At 55.7% G+C, this 18,425-nt stretch carries 13 protein-coding genes and 1 pseudogene; 3 read left to right on the top strand and 11 right to left on the bottom strand.

Annotation, left to right across the window (positions count from 1 at the left end; translation table 11 throughout):
• Positions 1 to 197: 197 nt before the first annotated feature.
• The 4 genes from CQ019_RS08630 to CQ019_RS08615 all read right to left on the bottom strand — a co-directional run bounded on the left by CQ019_RS08630 (position 198) and on the right by CQ019_RS08615 (position 4,355).
• Positions 198 to 1,619 carry an ATP-binding cassette domain-containing protein gene (locus CQ019_RS08630; protein ID WP_105569456.1) on the bottom strand — a complete coding sequence of 474 codons (1,422 nt, stop codon included), beginning with the start codon at positions 1,617 to 1,619 and terminating at the stop codon, positions 198 to 200.
• On the bottom strand, positions 1,616 to 2,371 hold the full coding sequence (locus CQ019_RS08625) for an energy-coupling factor transporter transmembrane protein EcfT (RefSeq protein ID WP_105569455.1): 756 nt from the start codon (positions 2,369 to 2,371) through the stop codon (positions 1,616 to 1,618). The genes CQ019_RS08630 and CQ019_RS08625 overlap by 4 nt, the downstream gene beginning before the upstream one ends.
• An 11-nt stretch (positions 2,372 to 2,382) precedes the next feature.
• Positions 2,383 to 3,189: a glycosyl transferase family 9 gene (locus CQ019_RS08620; RefSeq protein WP_105569454.1), complete on the bottom strand. Its 807-nt coding sequence runs from the start codon at positions 3,187 to 3,189 to the stop codon at positions 2,383 to 2,385.
• A 119-nt stretch (positions 3,190 to 3,308) separates the two neighbouring features.
• Positions 3,309 to 4,355: a nucleoside hydrolase gene (locus tag CQ019_RS08615; protein WP_105569453.1), complete on the bottom strand. Its 1,047-nt coding sequence runs from the start codon at positions 4,353 to 4,355 to the stop codon at positions 3,309 to 3,311.
• Positions 4,356 to 4,506: 151 nt separating this feature from the next.
• On the opposite strand from CQ019_RS08615, the gene CQ019_RS18265 reads away from it, so the two are divergent.
• Positions 4,507 to 5,499 (top strand): phospholipase D-like domain-containing protein, encoded by a 993-nt coding sequence (locus CQ019_RS18265; protein WP_146113347.1) that lies wholly within the window; start codon positions 4,507 to 4,509, stop codon positions 5,497 to 5,499.
• 250 nt (positions 5,500 to 5,749) lie between these two features.
• Here the strand turns inward: CQ019_RS18265 and CQ019_RS08605 are convergent, their stop codons facing one another.
• The 5 genes and pseudogenes from CQ019_RS08605 to CQ019_RS08585 all read right to left on the bottom strand — a co-directional run bounded on the left by CQ019_RS08605 (position 5,750) and on the right by CQ019_RS08585 (position 11,018).
• The gene (locus CQ019_RS08605) at positions 5,750 to 8,734 is read right to left on the bottom strand and encodes a DUF3427 domain-containing protein (RefSeq protein ID WP_105569451.1); all 2,985 of its coding nucleotides are present in this window, start codon (positions 8,732 to 8,734) and stop codon (positions 5,750 to 5,752) included.
• Positions 8,734 to 9,123, bottom strand: coding sequence for a (deoxy)nucleoside triphosphate pyrophosphohydrolase (locus CQ019_RS08600; protein WP_105569450.1), 390 nt, complete (start codon positions 9,121 to 9,123; stop codon positions 8,734 to 8,736). Before CQ019_RS08600 ends, CQ019_RS08605 begins: the two co-directional genes overlap by 1 nt.
• Positions 9,124 to 9,297: 174 nt before the next feature.
• Positions 9,298 to 9,886, bottom strand: a pseudogene (locus CQ019_RS18725) (integrase core domain-containing protein); the annotation flags it as partial.
• A gap of 271 nt (positions 9,887 to 10,157) precedes the next feature.
• The gene (locus CQ019_RS08590) at positions 10,158 to 10,544 is read right to left on the bottom strand and encodes a hypothetical protein (protein ID WP_146113346.1); all 387 of its coding nucleotides are present in this window, start codon (positions 10,542 to 10,544) and stop codon (positions 10,158 to 10,160) included.
• Positions 10,545 to 10,571: 27 nt separating this feature from the next.
• Positions 10,572 to 11,018, bottom strand: a complete 447-nt coding sequence (locus CQ019_RS08585; protein ID WP_105569447.1) for an SRPBCC family protein — start codon at positions 11,016 to 11,018, stop codon at positions 10,572 to 10,574.
• A gap of 107 nt (positions 11,019 to 11,125) precedes the next feature.
• Between CQ019_RS08585 and CQ019_RS08580 the strand changes: the two genes are divergently transcribed.
• Positions 11,126 to 12,787, top strand: coding sequence for an alkaline phosphatase D family protein (locus tag CQ019_RS08580; RefSeq protein WP_105569660.1), 1,662 nt, complete (start codon positions 11,126 to 11,128; stop codon positions 12,785 to 12,787).
• A 222-nt stretch (positions 12,788 to 13,009) separates the two neighbouring features.
• A complete protein-coding gene (locus CQ019_RS08575) occupies positions 13,010 to 15,454 on the top strand; it encodes a DEAD/DEAH box helicase (protein ID WP_105569446.1) in 2,445 nt (814 codons plus the stop codon).
• Positions 15,455 to 16,364: 910 nt separating this feature from the next.
• Here CQ019_RS08575 and CQ019_RS08565 read toward each other — a convergent pair.
• Both CQ019_RS08565 and CQ019_RS08560 read right to left on the bottom strand, forming a co-directional pair.
• Positions 16,365 to 17,144, bottom strand: a complete 780-nt coding sequence (locus CQ019_RS08565) for a nucleotidyl transferase AbiEii/AbiGii toxin family protein (protein ID WP_105569444.1) — start codon at positions 17,142 to 17,144, stop codon at positions 16,365 to 16,367.
• Positions 17,141 to 18,130 carry a type IV toxin-antitoxin system AbiEi family antitoxin gene (locus CQ019_RS08560; RefSeq protein WP_105569443.1) on the bottom strand — a complete coding sequence of 330 codons (990 nt, stop codon included), beginning with the start codon at positions 18,128 to 18,130 and terminating at the stop codon, positions 17,141 to 17,143. The genes CQ019_RS08565 and CQ019_RS08560 overlap by 4 nt, the downstream gene beginning before the upstream one ends.
• Positions 18,131 to 18,425: the final 295 nt, after the last annotated feature.

The raw sequence follows: 18,425 nt of genomic DNA, 5'->3' as shown, positions 1-18,425 counted from the left end.
TGCGGCCTCATCCAAAGACCGATGACAACATCAAACTTATTTATACGCGACCAGTTCCATAGATAGATAGATCAGTGAACTATTCATGTGAATTCAGCATGAATCAAGTCAGTGTTTCGCATGACGATTCGACGGTTGGCACAACTCAGCAGTTGCACAATTTTCACGTGAACTGAGTACGGCGAAAGTCGCCGAGACTATGAATCGGGGGCCGTTGGCTCGGGGTTTTCTGACATCAGATGGACCCAGTGGGTAGTCCTATTCATGAATTCCTTGTCGTGGGTGGAGAGGAGCACCGCTCCCCCGCGAATCAGCACCGAGTCGATGACCTCTTGCAAGCGCGCCAGCCCCGCTGAATCCAAGGCCTCGGTTGGTTCATCCAGCAGGAGGGTCCGCGGTTCGCGGACCAGAACGGTCGCTAGGGCCACGAGCCTGCGCACCGAAGCCGGCAACTCGTAGGGATGAGTCTCGGCGAAAGCTTCCAACCCGAGTTGCGAGAGGACTTCCGGAACACGCGATCGTTGCGCGCCCTTCTTTGGAAGGCCGAAAGATACCTCACGCAATACGGTGCGTTCGAAAAGCTGGTCAGAGGAATTCTGCAAAAGCATGCCGGTAGTAGCTGAAACCGCCAGACTTCCGGCGGTTGGCCGCAGCAGCCCTGCGGCGGCTTTGAGCACCGTGGTTTTACCCGATCCATTCGCACCCGCCAGTCCAACGCATTCACCGGCCCGCACTTGCAGATCCAGCCCGTCGAGGACTGGGCGCTCGGCCCCCGGATGGACCAGCTGGACATCACCGAACTCCAAGAGAACATTCGCTTCGATAGGAGTGGCACGCCGCTGGGTTGGCTCAAATACGGAGTGCTGTACAAGATCGTCTGAAGAAGCCTTGCTCAGTTGCCCATTCGCTAATGTCCTCAATGCATCAACTTTGCCGGCCCACGGCTTGGCAGTCCTGCTCAAGACCACCATCGCGGTACCGCCTGCGCGCAGCCGGGTAATCATTTCGGTGACGGCTGCCGTAGCTTCTGCATCCAAGCCCGCCAGTGGCTCATCCAAGACCATGATGGATGGTTCCGAGATTGCCAATGAGGCCAGAGCAACTAGTCGTTCCTGACCGCCAGAAAGCTTGGCAGGATCGCGTTCAAGCAAATGGTCCAGGCCCAGTTGCGTGGAAAGCGCAGTGATGCGCTGGCACATCTCATCTCGTGGCACGCCCTCGTTTTCGAGCGAGAATACGAGTTCCTCGGCAACCCTTTCACGAATCCGTGAAAGATAGTGCCCAGCTTCCTGAGGAAGCAAACCGACGTGTTTAGCCCACCCCGCCACATTAATGCGCTGGCATTCCAGGCCGGTATATTCGATCCGTTGCCCGGCCAGATTTATTGTTCCCAGGCATTGGTCTGCGCCCTGCCGCGGCAAGATACCTGCGAACACCTCGCCCAGAGTGGACTTGCCTGAACCGGATTCCCCGACGATGACAGTCAATGAGCCCGGAGCCACATTCACCTCAATGTGCTGCAAGGAATCAAGCTCAGCACCGGAATAGCGGAAGCGCTCAATTTTGAGGTCGAGCAGCACAGTATTACCCGTGCGCGAGTTCTTCTGATTCTCTATCATGCACTCCCCCAGAAGGGTGCCAAGATTGCTGTCGGGCCCACCACGGCGCAGAGCAGGGAAATCCACCGGACACGTTGCTGGGTGACAGAATCTGCGACGGTACGCAGTCTGGTGTGGGATCCGGCAGCGGGAAATCCGCGGGCTGACAGGTGAGACGACCTATCGTGGGCATCCTGAAGGGAGGCGAGCACCAGCGGAACCGCCCGCAACCTCACTCGTTGGAACCAACCGGAAAGACCACGTCCAGTTCCCGCTTGGCGGAGTGCCTGCGCTTGGCCGATGGTGCGCTGCTTGTCGGCCATATGGGGCAGGAGAAACAGCGTGGCTGCCAGCAAGTACCCCACCTGCGGCGGTGCCGGAGACAGGTCTATGGCCGCTACCAGCTGATGCTTACTGATCAGCAAGGTACAGAGCAGACCTGCCACCACCAGCACCGCAGTGCGCAGGCCCAAAACCGTGGCTGCTTCCAGTCCGCCTTCAGTCACCCGGAACGGCCCGGCCACAGCGATGAGCCCGGACGCCTGTTGGGAGACGAGCCCATGGATTAATAGCAAGGACGCGAACGTAGGGATCAGGATGGCAGCGCTCAGGACCGCCAGCCGTCGCAGATGCCCAGTCCAACCGGCAACCAGTACGCAGACAGTGATGACCGCGCAGCTCAACCACCAGAGGCCAGCGGCGGTGGTCATCGTGACGACGGCCGCCGTCAGAGCCAATACGGTAAATGGATGCAAGTTGATGGACTTGGGCATAGCGGGTGGGCCTACTTGGTTCCCCGCTGGCCCAGCACCCGGTAACGACGGATGAAGTCAAAGCTTCCGCTCAAACGCTTGGGCAGGGCGTAAATCAGCAAAGCCGCAATGAGGAAGACGATGGCCTTGTCCCCCGGGTCTGAGATCAAGGCCTGCTTGGTCACGGCTGAAAGCAGCGAGTCGCCCATGGAGCGGAAAGCCGCAACCACTGCGCCGGTGCCTACACCCGAAGTTCCGCCGAAGACAAAGGCCGCCACCGGAGCTGAAACCACGCCGACAAGAACACCTGCAACCACACCGGCCACGGGGGCAAGATACGGACGGCGCAGCGCACCGAAGCGAGCGGCGGTTCCAGCGAGGAAGCCGACCAAGGCGGCGCCAGCTGCGAAGGGCAAGACCGTGGGGGCGAACAGGGACCAGATCAGCGTGCTGAGCACACCGGTGGCTGCACCGGCCCGACGGCCCGCCAAGAACCCTACGAGCACCGTGCCAATCGAGTCGAGGTAGAGCGGGACCATTACGGAACCAACGAATTGCCCCAAGATGATGTTCAGGGCCAGCGCTACCGGGATCAGCGTGAGAGTGGATACCGGCAAGTCCGGAAGCACCGCGACCAAAAGCATGACTGCGGCAGCAAGGTATGCGGCAAAGGTAACCAGTGCGACGCCCTGTCCCAGTCCTTCGGCTATGCCCGTGGGTTGGGTAATGACTAGGACCAGGTAGGTGCCGATCAAGAGCAGGGTGCCAGCAGTAGCCAAAATCCTGCGGCGCAGAACTTGGGAGCTGGTTTCTTCGGGCAAAAGCAGATTCGGTGACATAGAAAGGCATTCCTCGGTACGAGTGTGGCTGTGCACCCAGGTACTACTGGGTGCGTGCGAGTGCGGGGCCTAATGTCACCTCGGCCCGGTAGATGAGTCTAGCCCACCTAGGTTACGGCTCAGGAATTCGTGTCGAGTTTTCGGGCCAGTGCACCGAGGCGGGTAAGTAGCTCAGCGAAGCCTGATTCGGGATCGTTGCTGGATACTATGCGAGCATTTGCTGGCTTGCCCCATAGTCCTCGGAAATCGGCCACGGTAGTTCCGAAGAGAAGCTCGGATTCAGTTTCCACGTCAACTGTGGCAAGTCGAGTTTGGTATTCAAGTGTGCCAGCAGCGACACCTGCGGCGAAGTAGTCATGGACATGGGCAATGTAGCCCTGGTCGTAGTGCCGGTGGAACTCGAAGTAGAACCGCAGAGCATCTGAAAGATAGCGCACTAGCGGATTGGATGCGGTGCTCAAGGTTCCCTCGGGATCGCTGTCCAATACAAGTTCGGGCTCGACGCACCCAGCTTCTGCCGCCAGGTGAGTCAAGAATTCCGGCTGCATTTCAAAGCGCTCAGTGGTGTCCAATGAGCACACGATAGGAAGCTTCTCAGAAGGCAACCCCTGTTCCGCAGCCGCGGTGTAGGCAGCAAAAACTTCCTTTGCCGCATGAGGATCAACGTGAGTGTTCCACTCCGCGGTAGGAGTGGTGTTGCCTTGGTAGTAGAAGGCGCCTCCCATGATGACTACCTTGCGCAGCAACCAGGGAAGTTTAGGTTCTTCGCGTAGCGCCAGGGCAAAGTTGGTCAGAGGTGCAGTAAGCAAAACTGTTAGCTCGCCAGGGTTAGTTCGTGCGGCTTCGATCCAATAATCCACAGCGTCGTGACTATGCGCGGCGACGCCTGGAGTCGATAGCGTCGCATACCCGACACCTTGTGGTCCGTGAGTTTCGGGCGTGGTGACCAACGGAACCTCTAGAGGTTCTCGCGCGCCGATTAGTACTGGTACGTCAGGCTGATCACAGAGTCCAAGAAGTGCATCGTTATTAGCTGTAACCTGCTCAGCATCAACGTTCCCAGGTGTACTGGTGATTGCCTCTATCTGTACATGTTCGCAAGCACAGAGGTACGCCAACGCGAGCGCATCATCGATACCCGTGTCGTTGTCGATAAGTAGGCGCATTTGTGGATTTTCGCTCACATCAGTTTGGGTCTCGACATTGTTTACTTCTTCAAAATATATCCAAAAGCAGCAGTCAGAGCACGTCGGTGTCCCCCGCTCGTCAGTGAATCAAATGTCTTGTTGCTCATGACCATCCGATTAGACTTCAATCATGGTAACTCGATTTCATTCTCAGGCCGTTTGGCCGCATATCACCAACGTAGTTGAGGGCGCAGGAAGAACATATGCCGCAATCGCATTTATCGGTAAAGATGCTCCGGAACGACTTCCTCTTGGTTTAGGCGACGTCCTCCTTGTAAATGCTAGCGACCAAAATGTAGCCTCAGGGGCAACAAATCCTTACGCCCTTGAACGATTTATTAATTCAGGCGTCGAAGTGCATACGTCTTCGATATTGCATGCCAAAGTCATTTCTACTGACCGACACGCAGTCGTGGGATCTGCGAATGCGTCCGCGAGTTCTGCGCGAGCATCCGAAGCTGTTCTAATCACCACTGATCGTGAAACTAGAAAAGAAGTCAGAGAATTCGTCGAGCACGAGATTGAAGCTTCGGGAGGAAAAATCACCAGCTCGAAGTTATCTGACCTCAAAAAACTATTTGATGCTGGTGACCCTTCGCATCGCATTACGGGCATAAATACCCCCGAACCACAAGCTTTCGGATTCCCGTGGGAACTTAACAAAATATACATAGTTCGGTGGATTGATGCTGATCTAACCCCTGACGAGGTCGTAGAACTTTTGCAACAAGAGAAGGAAGGTTCGTTGCGTCAACGCAAGACTGGTTTTCGATTCGATTTATTGCAGATAGTGGAAAAGGAAGGCGCCTTCTCTCGAGGAGACATCATTTTCTTCATCAATGATACCCACGTGTTTCCTCCGGTTCGGATAGATAGTGATCTCATCCATCACGACGCAAACGAATCACGTATGGGACAAGTTATCCTGCACAAAGTCGATACTAAAAAAGAACTCCGCCTCGAAACAGTGGGTAGAAGATATGAACACGGCCCGGAAGCTTTCGATACTCTGTTGCAAAAAATTGATAAGACCCCTGACGAATTTTTAGAGCTCTCCGCGGATGACTGCGAAGGGCTAATAAAAATCTGGTATCCAGAATTTATGCTAAATTCTGGATCCTAAATTTCTGCGCCTATCCGTTCTACAAACCAAGCTAGATGAATACCTTACTCCTGACCGGACGATGTATTTTTCATGTATCTGTATGTCGAAGTTTGATTAGGACGGTCTCAAAAAATTGGCCGATAGAAAGCTAGTGGAAGAATACATTCGACGGTTCGTATTGATGGCAAAGATCGTCGGTAACAGTTCGTTGCGACTATCCGGCCCGAAATCGCCGCTGATTCTTTACGCCCATTTGGTGTCAGCGAAGTTAAGTCAGGTTCTGATTCGGGCTCAAATAGTCGTACAAAGCGTTGTCGATCGCTTTCTCGAAATGCAGGTTCATCGTGACGACGTCAAGCTGCTCTTGGTTCTTTCCAGACATGTGAGTCTGTTCGGCATTGCGCGAATCGGCCTGGCCTAAGTAAAAGAATTCGGTGCCTTCCGCATCGTCTTTCTTAACGAAGACGTACAGATCAACCTCGTTATTCACTATTCGCCGGACTTCATCGCTCTGTAGCGTTCGCCTTGATCGCGTGAACCATCGCAGATGGGAAGGATCAACCAGTTCATCCTGGTACGCGGTGCTAGCCGAGATATCGTCCGATTTGTGCAGCGTCACAAAAATCGGGCAGGTCTTCGATTCTGGATCGACTTTGTACCCGTAAAGCGTTGACGTCCATTTTCGTGGCAGTCCCAGAAGACGTGTCACTTCCTTTCGGGAATACTGTCCTCCAACGATAAACGGATCTCCAGCAACATACCGGTCTCGCACTAAGGCCATGCCCGTTTGCATGATGTCGTCCACTTCGTTGGTGAATGCACTGTGTGAACGATATGAACTGAGAAAACCAGAATCAGCCGATATAGATTCTCCATCGATGTGTGCCAAACGAATTCCATATCGACTTTGATCAACTTGTCCGTGATTAGCAAGATTCAGAGTTTCTACGGTGCTCATCAATTCGCGATGGGTCGCGTCGATTCCTTCGTTGAGGAGCGCTGCTTGGAATTGGGGCAAGGTTACCGAACCGTGTGAAAGCAACTCACGGACAAGCACGAACTCATGAATTCTCTTCGACGTCAGGACTTCATGCGATAGTAGTGACAACGCCTTGAGCTCATCATGGCTAAGCTCATGATCAATCCGCAAAAGGCTCTTAACCAACGCTGGATAGTTTTCCTTCTTCGTTGCCAGTAATACCGGATCGACCGATTCAAATCGATAGAAATCAAAGAGCTTCGGTGCGCGTCCAACTCGGTTCTGCATCGACTGCATCGCACCGCGGAGCTTTTGAATGCTGTCCAGAGCAGTTGTACGGATGGAATCAAGCACACGCTGCTGCGAGACCTTATCGAATCGAACACTTGATAAACCGGCAAGTACGCCAGCCTGTTCGGTGGAAATAAGCTTCTCTTTCAGCGACTCTTTGTTCAGCGATTCATCGCCGAACAGCGCTATCGGGATCATGTAGTTGTTCGCGTAGTTGCCAATGAAGTCGATCACCACCAAGTAGTCCTTCATCGGTGCTTTACGCAAACCGCGTCCAAGCTGCTGCACGAACACTATGGCCGATTGCGTTTGGCGAAGCATGACGACCTGATTCACTGTGGGGATATCCACCCCCTCATTGAAGATGTCGACGGTGAGGATGTAGTCGAGTTCTCCGCGTTCCAGTTGCCCAACTACTCGTTCTCGCTGATCCACCGAATCGTCACCGCTGAGACTAACCGTCCGCAAAGTTTTCCCACGCAGTTGCTGCTGATTCAGCGCTGCAGATAGGGCAGCAGCTTCAACTTTACGAGAACAGAAAATAAGCCCCTTTGGGGCAACACCCGCCTGCCCATATTTAGCCAGCGCGTCAATAATATGGTGAACACGGTCCGCCGTCACAAGATGTCCCAGATCATCTGTGCTGTCTAGGGTCGTCTGGTCATCAAGCGTTACGTCGGCTATCCCGTAGTAATGAAATGGGCTCAGCATGTTCTCTTCCAACGCGTGATTCAAGCGAATCTCATAAGGCACGTTGTAGTCGAAAAACTCAAAAACATTGAATCCATCGCTACGTTCTGGTGTGGCTGTCAGGCCAAGCAGGAAAGTAGGTTCGAGGTATCCAAGTACCTTCTTGTATGTTGGAGAGCCAACGCGATGTGCCTCGTCAACGATGATGTAGTCAAAAGCGTCTGGCTGAATCTCGTGCAGCACACTATCTTGGGACAATGTCTGCACCATTGCGAAAACAAACTTGCGGTCGCTTTGTTTGGAGGCACCGGCAAGTTTGCCAAAATCGTTGTAGTGGCCGCCGATGACGCGGCGGTACTCTTGGATGGTTTTATCGAGAATCTGCTCGCGGTGAACGACAAATAAGAACCGGCCAGGATGAGCTGCCCGTACTTCCAATGCCGAGAGGATCGTCTTTCCCGTACCGGTAGCCGAAATGACTATGGCCTTCGACTCGCCGCTCGACCGAACCTGTTCCAGCGCCTTGAGCGCCTCCGTTTGCATCTGGTTCGGGAGGATCGGCAGGAACAACTCGGTCGACACAGCGCCATCCGGCGATTGGCCGGTCACATCAAGATCTTGTTCAGTCGCTATCGGCAGAAGCTGCTCATCAACGTCAGGTTGAGGGGTAACTACTACTTTCCGACGTATCGGAGGAGGCGTGTACTGTTCCGCATACGCATCTATCCACCGTTGGCTCAGCACCATGGATTCTTCGATCTGGTTCTGGGTCAACAACGATAGCTGGTCAGCTAGATCGCTGCCCTCGGATGCTGAAACTTTCAGGTTCCATTCGTGATTTTTGACGATCGCGTTACCGGTCAAATTTGAACTGCCGATCATGGCCGTAACCATATTCTCGGTTATGAAAATATAACCCTTCGGGTGAAAGGCTCCCGCGTTGTGAATTCGAACGTTGATCCCTAGAGTTTCAAGGTTAAGTAACTCGTTAAAAGCCGATGGCGAGTTAAAGCCCAAATAGTCGGAGGTGACAATCGTTCCTCGACCCGAAAATTCCACGAGCTCCTGTTTAAGTAAAGCAATCGCATTCGGGGTTACAAAAGCGACGGAGAAAATGAATTCATCACACCGGGCAAGCTCTTCGCGAAGGATGCGCAGAACCGTATTTCCGTCAGCGTTCAATACGACACGAGGGTGGTGATGGCGGCGAGATTGCTGTTTCCCGTCTAAGAATCCAAAAGTGACGTCTCTAGAGAGAGCACTACCAAGAACGAGATCAGCGTTTGTCTTCACTACGCCGCCTGGATGATTTCCACCGCGGGAATGTCCGCTGGCGCCCACTCCAGAGACATGAGTTCATCGCGTTTGAGCCACTTTGCATCTTCATGCTCCGTTAGCTGCGGTTCTCCTTCGACTAACTCGCAATAGAAGGTTGTCAGAGTAACAATTCCGAAGTCATATTCATAGGTGGTACTCGTGACTTCATCGTCTACTTTGACCGTGCAGAGGAGTTCCTCTCGAATCTCACGTTCGAGTGCTTCGCGAGGAGTTTCTTCTGGCTCAATTTTGCCACCAGGAAATTCCCACATGCCGCCGAGACTTCCATTTAGGCCTCTTTGAGCGCAGAGGATTTCATCGTTCCTGATGATAACGGCACCAACAACATTGATTTGCTTCTTCAAGCTAATTCTCCTCTGACGTAGATCTCAAATCGCGACTTCCGATAGTTGTGATCCTATCGGTCTGTCCAGACGGAAACACATTCCGCTCCACCAGATCCATGGATTATCGATTCATGGAAGCGGGAACCGTAGGACGATTTCAGCGGTGTCGGGGTCAGACAATATTAATTCTTATTCGGTGATCGTCCGTACGAATCGAAACTATGCAAAAGTTGACGGTAAAAAACTGTCTCCCTTTGTAGTAGGTCTAACAGTTGCTGGTGGTGACTTCCATCAACAAATGATTACTTTCAATTACAGCGCCGTACTCTTCATGAAGCTCAAGTCTCCCAGGATGTTTCCTGTCTCCGAAACAACAATGTCGGCCCGATTCACCCCAATACGTCCCAGCCTGCGTTCCATGAGGTATTCGACAGCTTTGGCCGCCAACGCTACTAACGGTATCGGCTCAGTAGCCGGCGTATGCTCCAGAAGCTACCTGCAGTTTGCGGTGTGGCCTGGTTCGAGGATTGATGAGGACGACGCTGATTGTAATGTTCGCGGTAACGACGCAGGAGTTTCTGTACCCCAGCAAGATCTCGCGGCTTGTTTGATTTCAGAAAACGCTGCAACGCCTGATAAGAGCGTTCGTTCTATCTTTGCGTCATCGGTCGGCCAGGGAGACCGGCCATTGGCATGCTCCATTGCGGAGCCACGTAGATTTCAACGGACCAATGGTTCTGCTGCGTAGCTGATTGAACGCTTTGAAATTATCGCTGCTAATGTGAATTCGCCTTAGCAGCGACAATTCGCTCGCTCCAAAAGACTATATGTTTCCTTCTATGCCGGGTCACTGAGGACGCAAATTCTTGAAATTGCACTTGTGCGCCACGCGGCTATCCAAATGCTCCTTCCGCCAAAAGGACGACGCATCGCAGTGCTGTTGCCTTCTGAAAACGACAAAAGTCTCTTGTCTCGGAAGAAGACGGCTAGTTGCTCTTCATCATTCCCATGTTGATCGTCGCCGCCAGGATGATCCCCGGGGGCTAGGGCCACTATCGCCGCATCCCAGGCTGGCGCCCGGCGGTCCGGGCCGTCACCACGACCACCATGATCCACAGGCCCACCAACAACAAGAAGTTCAGGTCGAATAATGCCAGAGCCCGGTCGAATTCGGCGTCCATGGCGAAGGGTGCGAATGCGTTCTCGGCGAATCCGCGGGCGCTGAGGAGCGCGGTCGAGTCCGAATAGCAGGCCCAGGCGTAGGTGTTTGTGCCGCCCCCAGCTGTGGAGCCGGCAGACGTTTCTTGGAGTCGACGGCCAGCAGTGCAGCCACGACCGTGGAGAATCACGGGTTGATCCGCTACGGATGCCAGCGTTTCCCAGCGGACCGCCGATGAGCACGGTGAGGCGTGGCGCTGCACGGTGTTTTGCCTCGTCATCGACGAGCTGCTCAGCGCAAAGCGCCCTTACTCGGCGGTCTCGGGGAACTGCGCTGCCAGCCGTTCCAGGGTGCGTTCCATATTGGGACCGGTGCTCCGGGTGAAGCCCATCAGGCGCAGCAGCCATTGGTGCCGCACCCGGCTCGCGTCCCAGGTTTCGCTGACCATGGTTCCTGACCCTGCAGCTTCCAGCTGGTAGCGCCACCGATGCCCACTGAAGTGCCGCCAGGCGATCTGCCGGTCATGCTCGAATTCCACCACGGTATTGCTGATCCGGTATGGGACACCCAGGCGCATCTGCATGCCGAACTCACTGCCTAGGCTGAGCTTGCCTTCCTTCGCGGTCGAGGCCCGCACCGTTCCGGAGCCGTCGATGACCGGGTGCATGGCCGGATCGGTGAGCAGTTCGAAGATCTCTGAAGGCGAAGCGGCCACGAGGCGGCGGCGGGTTTGCAGATACGGGGATGGGCTCATCTGCCCATCCTATGCAGGAACTGATCCTCTGCCCGGCAGCCGGGCCTATCCCCCACGATGTTGTTGTGCCATTCTTGGTTGACCTGCACCTCCAGGAAGGGAAACCGATGAGCCAGCAAAGCGATCAGGACCTAGTGCTTGGCCCGATGCTGCGCTACGTGGATGCCAGCTGCGCCAGCATCTGGGTGGAAACCGCGCGGCCTGGCACCGTCGAGGTCCGTTGCGGTGGATCCAGCTGGAGTGCGCCGACTTTTGCTGCCCACGGCCACCACTATGCGTTGGTTCAGGTGAGCGGGCTGGAGATTGGAAGCGTCAATCCCTACAGTGTGCATCTGGATGGGAAACCGGTCTGGCCGCGCGAGGATGGCTTCCCCGAATCGATGATCGCCACCATCGACCCCGCCAAGAATCCCCGGCTGGCCTTCGGGTCCTGCCGCACCAGCGTTCCGCACGACGCGCCGGGCAACCGCAAGCACGGGGTGGACGCGATGCGCGCCTATGCCCTGTCCATGGCGGGCCCGGAGCACGGACCGTGGCCGGATCTGATGCTCTTCCTCGGGGACCAGGTGTATGCGGACTCCACCAGTGAGCAGATGCGCGAGTTCATCGCCAGCCGGCGCGATATCAGCGAGGAACCCGGGGCGGAGCTGAAGGACTTTGAGGAATACGCCCATCTGTACCGGTTGGCCTGGTCGGACCCGGCCAACCGCTGGCTTCTTTCCACCCTGCCCAGCGCCATGATTTTCGACGACCACGACATCCGCGACGATTGGAACTCCTCGCGCAGTTGGAAGCAGGACATGGAGCAGACCAGCTGGTGGCACGAACGCATTGTTGCGGGCCTCGGCTCGTATTGGATCTACCAGCACCTCGGCAATCTCTCCCCCGAGAAACGGGCTGCAGATCCACTGTGGCAACTCATCGCTTCCCACACCGGTCCCGAAGAATTGGATATCACTGCCGACTTGGACCGGTTCGCCGAGCGCGTCGATGCCGCACCGGAAGAATACAGCTTCAGCTACTGCCGCGACTGGGATACGGTGCGGCTGATCGTGGTGGACTCCCGTGCCGCCCGCAGCCTCGACCCCGAAGCGCGTGCCCTGCTCGATCCACCGGAAAATGCGTGGCTCGATGAGCACATGCAAGGCGGATTCCGCCACCTGCTGATCGCTACCTCACTGCCCTTCCTGCTGCCCATGGGCCTGCATCACGTGGAAGCGTGGAACGAGGTCTACTCCTCCGGGGAACGCGGCCCGGCCCGGGCGTGGCTCGGCGAACGACTGCGCCGGGCCGTGGACCTTGAGCATTGGGCGGCGTTCCAAAAAAGCTTCCAGGACGTGGCACGGTGGGCCACCGAGGTCGCCGATGGGCAGCGCGGCCCCGCCCCGGCGTCCGTCACGTTCCTCTCCGGAGACGTGCACTTCTCCTACGTCTCCGAGGTCGAACGCGAGAACGGGAGCAGGATCCTGCAAGCTGTGTGTTCGCCCATCCGCAACCCACTGCCCCGGTTTATACGCTACTTTGCCGCAGCCTTGGCCTTGGGGCCTGCCGTCCCGTTCGGGGCTTGGATGGCGCGCAGGGCTCACGTGCCGGACCCGCCCTTTCGCTGGGACGGCATCAAGGGGCCGTGGTTCGATAACAATCTGGCCATCCTCGAGGACACCGAGGACGGGCTGGTGATCAGCTGGGTCACGGGAGTGGTTGAACACGAAGACCATCTGCACCCGAGGTTGGACACCGTCGAAACGGCCGTGATCGAGCCTCGCTAGGGCAGAACCGGCCGTCAGCTAACGGGGGTATTTCATCGCCTTTAGACCTCAAGAAACAGGGAAGTTCACGTTGACCGCGTGCTATCAAGTACGGCCAAAATTCTTCCCCTCAGCGACAACCGCGCAACCAATACAGTACAGCGCAGTGTACTTCTTGCCGATTAGTAGGTACGACACTGGTTATGCTCATGTAGAAAGGTTCGTTCCACCAGGAGATCGTCTGTGCCAGCTCAGGATGACATTAGCAATCAGGTCGCGCGGCTCAAACAACGCGTCGCTGCCTTGGAGCACCAGCTTCATCTGGTGCGTGCAGACCTGTCGGCACTCGAATCCTCGATTGTTGCGCCGGCACCAGCGCCCGCACCCATGCAGCTGCCAGCTATCCCAGCTGCTACCACAGTCACCTCTACGATTACTCACTTGTCATCAGCAGCGGACAAACTACAACTCTTCCGTTCTCGGTTCCGCGGTCGGACCGATGCATTTGCGACAAGCTGGTTCAGTGCCAAGACTGGCAAGAAAGGTTGGGGACCGAAGACAAAGAGCTGGGTTAGCCCCAAGGACGTCGCCAAGTCCGATTTGTTGCCGCTGAGCGATGATGTGATTTATCAGCATCTGAAGCCCACTCCCGAAGGAACTCATCCTTATCACGTTGGCCTGTATCCATTGATGGATGATGACCATTGTTACCTACTGGTGTGCGACTTTGATAAGGGTGAATGGAAGGCGGATGCCACCGCCTATGCGGCGGCAGCACGTGGTGCTGGATTTGATAACCTCGTGGAGATTTCGCGATCGGGTCAAGGGGCACATATATGGATCTTCTTCACCGAGCGCATCCCCGCAATTCAAGCCAGGGCCATGGGCGCCGGAATTATTCGAAGCGCCATGGAATACCGTACCGGTCTGCCCTTGGAAAGTTATGACCGTCTCTTCCCTTCGCAGGACACGTTGCCGGTCAAGTCTCCGGGCGCCAACAGGCTGGGCAACCTCATCGCGTTGCCGTTGGAAGGAACAGCCCGTGCACAAGGGCGAACGGTGTTTGTTGACCCGGAAACCTTTGAACCATTGCCAGACTATTTCTCGGCGTTGGATCAGGTAGTGCCGGCGAGCGCCAATGCGGTGGTGGATTACTTAAAAGAATTGGGCAACGTGAGCGTCGGTCCCAAGCTTTCGGCCAGCGAACCAGCACCGCGTCGTCCCCGTGCTAGTTTGCGAGGTCTGGTCAAAAACCAGCCGATTCGAGTGCTGCGCGAAGCCCAACTGCACATCCCGCTGCCGGTGTTGCCCAGCGCCGTGATTACCGAGCTCAAGCATCTGGCGTGTCAGGCTAACCCCGAGTTCTACCGTAGGCAAGCGCAACGCATGAGCACGTACGGGTTTCCACGTCTGATCCAATGTTTCAGTCACACCGAGGAAGAATTGCTCTTGCCACGAGGCGTCACCGACGAAGCCATCAAGATTTTGCGCACCGCCGGTTTCACGGTGAAGGTCAACTATCCGCGCAAGCCTCGAACCAAGCTGGAGCAGCCATTCCAGGGTGAGCTACGCGCGGAACAACAAGAGATGCTCGACTCCATCCTGCCTCACCGCGAAGGAGTTATCGTCGCGCCCACCGGGTCCGGAAAGACCGTCATCGCCTGCGCATTGATTGCACAGCGCCAAGTACCCACCGCAATCTTGGTAAACAACACACAGTTGCTGGGCCAGTGGCGCGAGAGCCTGCAGAATTTCCTGGGCCTGGATCCACAATTGATCGGACAGCTTGGTGATGGCCAACGAAAGCTTAGCGGGAAGGTGGACCTTGTCATGATGCAGTCGCTACGAGGCCGCAACGCCGATCCCCAAACGCTCACTGGCTATGGCCAGATCATCATCGACGAATGCCATTCGGTCGCCGCACCTTCTACCCTGGCTGCCGTCGAGAAGATCAAGGCAGGATTCTGGGTTGGACTCACGGCAACACCCTACCGGGCAGACGAGCTCAATAGCCTAATCACTATGCAATGCGGGCCCATCCGCCATGACGCCGGGACCCCACTGGCTGCCACGCGTGAACTGCATGTCCATGAAACACCCTTCGAGCCGGAAGCCCAGGAAACCGACGGCTCCGGATTGCAGGAGCTATATAACGAGATCGCCCACGACCAGGGGCGCAACCAACAGGTGGCTGATCTCGTGCTCTCGGAGCTAAATGAGAAGCGACACTGCCTAGTACTTTCCAATCGAACCGGACAGATCCACAACCTTGTTGAACTCATCAAAAATTCGGGCACCACCACCCCGGTGATCGAACTTCACGGCAAACTCAGCAAGAAGGAGCGTCAAGCAATCAGCGCGCAACTGGCAGAGGTGGAGAAGGCAGGGGGTTCCTACGTGGTGGTGGCTTCGGACAAGATTGCTGGAGAAGGATTCAATTTGCCGACCCTGGACACCTTGTTCATGGTCTCCCCGGCGAGTTTTAAGGGCAAGATCGAGCAGCTGATTGGACGCATTCAGCGTACCGATGACGCGCAGCGAGTGATCCGCATCCACGACTTCGTTGATGTGGAGGTTCCCGTCTTCGCGCATATGGCCCGTCGTAGGCACAGGGTCATCGTCAAGAAGGGTTTCAAGATCATCGTCAGGGACGGTGATCGCTCGCAGCCCGCACTAGATACGCTGTAAAGAGTCAGATCGGAGTGGCGTGGTTGCTACTTTCTGGTTCCTTCTCATCAAAGGCCAAACGAATCCCCCACCCATGAATGAGCAACTTCATGAATACCATTGGCAGGCAGCGTCGGACGTGAACTCCGCACATTCAACACCGTCGATCCCTTCATGACCAAGCCCTTCACAGTTGGATTGGTCAGCTCAAAACGATTTACACTTCCCGATGCACTTTGAGGTAATTCTTGGTTGGTTCAGCGATGCGATCATCAATGCTGAAATGGCACGCCGAGGAGCCGACCCAAAAAGTGTGTCCGTTCTTGAGCGTCTTGCCTACACTGGCAGTCGAGCCATGGGAGCCCTCGAATTCGAACCAGCAACCAGCAACCAGCCCTAGCGCCTCATAAGCCACCGTCTTGGTCCTCAGCGACCTCGTAGCTTCAGCTCGCAACTCAGTTGCAGGCACCCAGACGATGAGATCTTTGCCGGTTCTGCTTGCCTGATGAAGTGTGAAACGACTTCTCCGCTCCAGTATCGCAAACTGAAATTTCGGCAGAAGGTGGAACTTCTACCTGATATTGCAGGATGGATGAATGCGCAGTCACTGGTCTATATTTCCAGCGCGTTCTCAGCGAAAGGCGGGGACATAGCGATGCGAGTTCCGCTCAAACAGCGGATGAAGGATGTTGAAGACTGGTTGAGAAAATTTGTCGGCGCTTGGGATCCTTGGCTAATCTTCCACCAGGATTCTTTAGCATGCCTGATCTCAAAGACTTCAACCGCCGCTACAACAGCAAGGATTATTTCAACTCTGCTGAGGCCAAACGGCAACGCAGAATCAACGGGCTCTGACCTTCAAACTCGAGGTTCTGTTCAGTTTTCCCGCACAACCAGCGAACTCTACAAATTGATTGGTCATAGTGGGTTCTTAGCGAGGGGTGCAATGTTTGGTTATCAGGGCAGCGAAGCGAAGCTTGTCCAGAGCCTCGGGCACCGGGAAGCGCGTGCGTTTTTTTGAGAGCGCACCGGTCAACGGTTGCAGAATCCGCACGGTGTCTTTGCGGAATCCAATGAGGTTCGACTCGTTGAGACGCCAAGGTACTTCTGGGTGGGCTTCACGAATCTCAAGCAGCGTGTTCAAGTCAGCAAGATCCTTGTCTTTTCGGCGTTCGCTCCAGGCAAAGGCTTTGAGGACAAGAGCTTCTTCAAGGTTGGGAATGCGGGTCTGGTAGTTCAGGGTTTCTCCGTCGCCCAGGTCGGCTTCGACGTCAATGATCAGCGGTGGGTGGTTGAAGACATAGGCCAGTTCGATCAGGGTATCAATTTGGCCAACGCCTGGAACGGTTTGTGGACGAATACCAGGCGCATTGCCGGTGCGTGGAGCGAGAAGGTTGATCTCTACTCGTTGTTCTGGAGCGAGTTCCTGGTAGAACAGGTTCCCTCCTTGTTTAGTGAAGTTTTGGGCGAGGAAGTTCCTGATCATAGGGGCTGCGATTTCCAGACTGCCGATGGCAGTATCGGCATCTGTCGTTGATCGAGGGACCGCGTTTGCGGCGGGATAAACATGCAGCAGCAGACGCACCATGTGCCCACCCACGATCCGGTAGTCGTTGCCTTCGGCCGCCTCAGCAACAGCCTTTTGCCCCCGGTACCCCAGGGCGTCAGCGGCACTCGTAGCGAGGGCGTAGATCTTGTGCGGCTTGGTCATAGCGAAAGAGCCGTGGTGATCAGAGCAGCGAGCTGTTCCGCAGCCTCGCGGCTGTCAACGTCGTTGCTGTTCAGGACATCCCAGTAGACCAGAGCCGCATCGGCAAGATCCAGGTCCTCATATATGGGAAAAGCTCCTATCTCGGTCAGACGCCAAGTAGTTGGATCATCGGGGATGCAGGTGATGAGTGTGGCTTCTTCTAACGGGGCAGCGACAAAGCCACGGCCTGATAAGTCGATCGGGCTGTCGACGTAGATCCGACCGCGGGTAGGGAGTTTCCACGGCATCAGCCGGTCAGCTGCCACGTCCCCACTCACCAACGGATGCACGTCGAGCAAGCGTGCTTCTTCAACAGCGTTCAGAGTTTGCTTAACAATGGGGTCCAAGCTGTACCAGCCAAATTGCTGCCCACCCGCCCCAGGGTAAGCTGCCGCCCACCGTTCTAGTAGTTTTACCGGCTTCTGAGCTTCCACACCGTCAATGGTGCTAGTGACCAGAGGGCCGAGATTCTTGCAAACGCGCGATACCATCTGCTGGCTCACACCCGCATACCCTGCGATCTCCGACTGATGCATTGGCGTATCAGCCAACAAAAGGCACCGTTCGATGGCCCAACGCCCCCACGCCATTCTGCGCGAGCTCTTCCGCTGAACAGGAGTGGCCTGTTCGAAAGCCTCAGGAGTGAAAACTGTGCCTTTGAGGATCAGCTGCAGCGGATGCTCCGTGAGCACATCAACCTGCCCGGCCCGAGCTTGTTCAAGAACACCATCGGTGGCTGTGCGGCCCGCAAACAGGGGACGTACCGGAGAACCTTGATGAGCAATAAAGTTACGAATGGTGCGCGCAGAGACTCGTTCCGCCGAAGGCACCATCGCCACTGAAAAGATTGCGTTCTCCGGCGAGCGCAGCAACCACGACCGCTCCTCAGTTCCTCCATCGATACGGAAATCCAATTCGCGAAGAAGGGAGACTACATCAAGACTCATAACCCACCACCTGTTACAACTATAATCCCATACTACGGGTTGAGAGTTGTTAGACAAAGAAATAAAAAAGAGGTATAGGCAAAGAGATCTGTTCCAAGGTACAGCGGCTGTACGGAAGCCGCTACAGAGGCAGGACGCACCACCTTTGGCAAGCCCAGATCTGAGGTACTTTCACGTAGGTCATTCGGAAGAGCGGCGAAATGTGCCATCGGCAGCTGGCGCGTGATCGCAGGATGGCCGGTACGGCCAGGTCTACTGCCGCCCCTTCCACGATAGTATGCCCACCTGCCTGTAG

The sequence above is a fragment of the Arthrobacter sp. MYb229 genome (assembly GCF_002975405.1).
GTDB lineage: Bacteria > Actinomycetota > Actinomycetes > Actinomycetales > Micrococcaceae > Glutamicibacter.
Note: the sequence above shows the minus strand (reverse complement) of the source record. Positions and strands in the feature narration are given on the sequence as shown.